Genomic DNA, 4,391 nt, shown 5'->3' on the forward strand with positions numbered 1-4,391 from the left:
GTTGTGTGAGTCTTTATTAAATATGAATAACTCAGGTGGAATAGTGACAATCACTTTTAAATATATGGGGAATGGTGTTATCAATTTAATTTCATGGAATTAGAAATCTATCAATTTGCAAATAAGGAAGCCATTATAGTGCAATTATAAGTGATAAATTCGCTCTAGTAACAATCAATATTTGTAGCGGCCGATAAATATTGGCCGTATTGAATCACCATTACTTCACATGTTTAGAATTTTCCATATTTTTCAAAACTGAAATCTATAGTGGTTCACTAAAACTGGCCACTGATATAGAATTTTCCCATATTTTTATTTATGCGAACAAGGCATACACTGATGGCATTCGTAACTCAGAAATGTCCAAAAACGAGTTAGTCTCAGCTTTCAAATAGTTAAATTCAACTCTGAACTTGAGGCCGTTGAAGACTCTTTATAAGTGAATGCGTGAAGCTCACATGGCCTTTCACGCACATCCATGAGTACAAAAGTACATAAACACAAACAGTAAATGAAACACCTGGATCCCGGCTCAAAAGCATTGCCGGGAAGACAAATATAATCTGACAGACTCATTTTAGATATCTTGAATCAAAGTAACGTTTATTCATACTCTGGTGTGGGCGAAGCGCCACGACGTTAGTGGCCGCAGGCCATGAGTACAAAAAAGAACATAAACACAAACAGCAAAGCTAACACCTGGATCCCGGCTCAAAAGCATTGCCGGGAAGACAAATATAAACTGACAGACTCATTTAGATATATTGAATCAAAGTAACGTTTATTCTGTCTCTTGTATGGGCGAAGCGCCGCAATGTTAGCGACCTTAGGTTATTAGCACTGACAACAAATAAAGCGCCCATACTCCTAACATTTAGGTTAGTTCCCAGCTAAAAATGCCATTAAGAAAGACGTGAAATTGGCAATGAGTGAATTTTAAAGTGTATTGAACTTCGTGGTAGGTAATAAGCTAATGACTAAAACGCCCTAATTCTATGCAGAATAAGGGCGACATAATTAATTAGTTGCTTGCTCAAACACAGAGCTATATGGCTTGTAGGTTAGTCACCTTCACTGATGCGATAACAATTACGTCCGTCTGCTTTAGCAGCGTACATAGCTTTGTCAGCGCGCTCATATAAGTTTTCGGCTTCTTGTTGAGGAATCGACTCTGCAACTCCTAAGCTACATTGAATGTCATACTCAATGAGTTCGGCATGCTTTGGCATCATGTCAATAATTCGCTGACAGACTATTTCAGCAGCTAGTGTGTCACCTTGGGTGATAATCACAAACTCATCACCGCCAATTCTAAATGCCTGGTCGGTATTACGAATGGCTTCGTTAATTAATTCGGCAAAGCCCACTAAAACAAAGTCACCCACTTTATGACCATAGCGATCGTTAAGTTGCTTAAACTTATCTAAATCAATTACTACCAACGACACCTGGCCTTGATGACGATTGGCTCGAGCTAAGGCGGTACTAATTGCTTGGCGATAATAATAACGGTTGCCAAGCCCTGTTAATGCATCAAACATGGCTTGATTAGACATGCTTTGGTATTTGAGTGCATTATTGAGTGGCTGAATAAGCATGCTTTCTAGTCGCGTTAACAGGCTAGATTGCTCCGAGCTAAGCGGCGCAGCTAACTGATAAGTCACGGCAAATAGGTCTTGTTTGTCTGCAATAGTACGTTGCAGTTCAATACCGTAATGACGTCCCCAGACAAACTTTTGTTTGTCTAAAGTCAACTGCATTCCTTTAATCGGCAAATGTTGTCCTAGAATTTTGCCGAAACAGGCAAAAACTGTCCTAGGATCTAAACTTCCATGTAGTTGTTGAATTACCTGAATAAGGTCAAGTTCTGAGTCCATATTCAAGTAAGCGTCTGAACGGTACCAGTAGTCTTCAGGATACAGCTCTGATGTAGATGCGAAATCCATGGTGTTTACTCCAGTACGTTACAACTAATTACTTTGTTTATAGCAATAATCGTGCCCATGAAAAAAATTCTATAGTTATTAGCTGTTTGATGATTTACTGTAGTGACTAGATATTCGCGAATTGCCTTTCGACATTTTTTTGACAAGGAGCCCATACCGTAATGGAACACAGCATTTTTATTCATATTCTCTCAATGCTTGTGATTGCGATCGTGGCGATTGCATTATTACGCCGTATTGGTTTACCTGCCATATTGGCCTACTTGTTAACGGGTGTGGTGAGCGGCCCTAGTGGCTTTCATTGGTTTACCCAGTTGCAAATGCAGTCAGTTGCCGAACTTGGGGTAGTGTTGTTGATGTTTACCCTCGGGCTTGAGTTTTCGGTGCCGAGGCTATGGGCAATGCGCCGCACTGTATTTGGTTTGGGTAGCGCGCAAATGATTGTGACTGCATTGGTGGCCGGTGGGATTGCCATGTTAGTAGGGCAAAACTTAGTGGCAGCTGTGGTGATTGGCTCGGCGATTGCATTGTCATCAACCGCCATTGTATTAAAACTGATGAATGAACAAGGCTGGCTGCGTCGTCGCCATGGTGAGTTGTCGGTCAGTGTATTGTTATTTCAAGATTTAGCCGTCGTACCCTTGTTAATTTTAATGCCGTTATTGGCCAATGATGGCACCCAAATGAGCTTTAACGCCATAGCTTGGGGGCTGTTGTCCGGTATTTTGGCCTTTTTAGGCTTAATGTCGTTTGGTAAATGGATATTGCCGCGTATTTTTGATGAAGTCGCGCGGTCACGCTCAAATGAGCTGTTTGTACTTTCAACCTTAGTGGTGGCATTAGTCACTGGCGCGTTTACCCAGTGGCTGGGGTTGTCCATGGCGTTAGGGGCATTTATTGCCGGTATGTTGTTAGGTGAGAGTCAATATCGAAGACAGTTAGAAGCTGATATTAGGCCATTTCGTGATTTGTTGATGGGACTGTTTTTTATCTCGATAGGCATGTTGCTCGACTTTAATTTAGTGATGCAATATTGGTGGCAAGTGCTGCTTATTTTAATCAGTGTGGTGTTGGCTAAAATTGTTATTGTGTATGGTTTACTGAAATTAGTGGGCGAGAAAGCTAAAATTGCATTAAGTACCGCGATTAGTTTGGGCCAGGTGGGTGAGTTTAGCTTTGTATTATTGGCACTGGCAGTGAATTATCAATTACTTGAAAACGAAGTCAGTACGGTACTCGTGGCGGTTGCGGTGATCTCAATGTCGATAGCGCCATGGCTAATTCGTCACAGTGTTGATGTTGCCCAAAAGCTCACTGGCGGAAACAACAAACCACAAGATGAACCGGTAGAAATCCGTTTGCCTGTGAGTGATGATAATGATCTAGTGTTGATTTTAGGCTACGGCCGAGTGGGACAAACCATTGCCCGATTTTTAAAAACCGAAGCCGTACCCTATATGGTGATGGACCTTGATCCAACGCGTGTGACAGAGGCTAGAGCGGCAGGAGAAAACATATACTTTGGTGATGCTTGTCGTATGGCGTTATTAAAGAAAATGGGTATTCGTCAGGCTAGCCTTGTGGTGGTGACATTTTGTGAGCCAAGGCAATCAGAAGAGTGTCTTGCGGTAGCCAGAAAGCTCGCTCCCGAAGTGAAAATTTTAGTACGCACTCGCGATGATAGTAATTTACATGAGCTAAAAGAGGCAGGGGCGACGCAAGTTATCCCAGAGTCTCTTGAGGGCAGTTTAATGTTGGTGTCGCAGGTATTATTTAAATGCGGCGTACCATTAGCGCGGATTATTAAACGGTTAGAGTCAGAGCGTCGTAACCATTACCAGTATTTACACGGTTTTTTCTCTGGTACCGAAACCGATTTCACCCTCGACTTATTGCATGCGGTGTCTTTAGCCAATGGCGCCAGTGCGGTCGGGAAAACGGTGGCGGATATTCCGTGGCAAACCTTAGATGTTGAACTAAGGGCCGTACGTCGGCGTGGTGAAGAAATCGACCCACCACCTGCGGATTGGATTTTAAGGCGTAATGATATTTTGATGCTAGTGGGCAAACCGCGCAGCATTGAAAAAGCCGAAGAGTATTTATTACAAGGCTAGGGGCCGTTCTGCGTCAATGTTATTGCTCATTAAAAACACCATCATTGCAAAGTGATGGTGTTTTTTTATGGCTCAAAGTGACAACGCAATCCAATTGCAGATGTTATTTTGCCAACAAAGCCACGATGCAAAACTTTTTTGTATGCACGGGAGTTACAGCATCACCATCAATGTCTCTAAATCGATCAATCCATTAATCAACAAGCGGCGTTTTTCAAGACAGTTGTCGCCTAAATTGTTAAGCAACTTCTTTATGTTGCTCTGGATTTAACGCCACAGCGCCTATTGGTTGCCAGTTTCGCTCTTCTTTTGACCATCGCTCTGGATG

The 4,391-nt window shown here is 42.4% G+C and carries 2 protein-coding genes; one reads left to right on the top strand and one right to left on the bottom strand.

All coding sequences use genetic code 11. The annotated features are described in order from the left end of the window. Positions 1-1,064: 1,064 nt before the first annotated feature. Complete coding sequence (gene dgcS / locus IEY48_RS20045) at positions 1,065-1,949, bottom strand: diguanylate cyclase DgcS (RefSeq protein WP_188923314.1); 885 nt, start codon at positions 1,947-1,949, stop codon at positions 1,065-1,067. 161 nt (positions 1,950-2,110) lie between these two features. Between dgcS and IEY48_RS20050 the strand changes: the two genes are divergently transcribed. Further along, entirely contained in the window at positions 2,111-4,063 is a 1,953-nt protein-coding gene (locus tag IEY48_RS20050; protein WP_188923315.1) for a monovalent cation:proton antiporter family protein, read from the top strand. Positions 4,064-4,391 lie beyond the last annotated feature (328 nt).

The sequence above is a fragment of the Shewanella saliphila genome (genome assembly GCF_014648295.1).
Lineage (GTDB): Bacteria > Pseudomonadota > Gammaproteobacteria > Enterobacterales > Shewanellaceae > Shewanella > Shewanella saliphila.

Excerpts from the sequence above, each read along its gene's own strand:
- IEY48_RS20050 (WP_188923315.1), top strand. The coding sequence starts at position 2,111 with ATGGAACACAGCATTTTTATTCATATTCTCTCAATGCTTGTGATTGCG.
- dgcS (WP_188923314.1), bottom strand. The coding sequence starts at position 1,949 with ATGGATTTCGCATCTACATCAGAGCTGTATCCTGAAGACTACTGGTAC.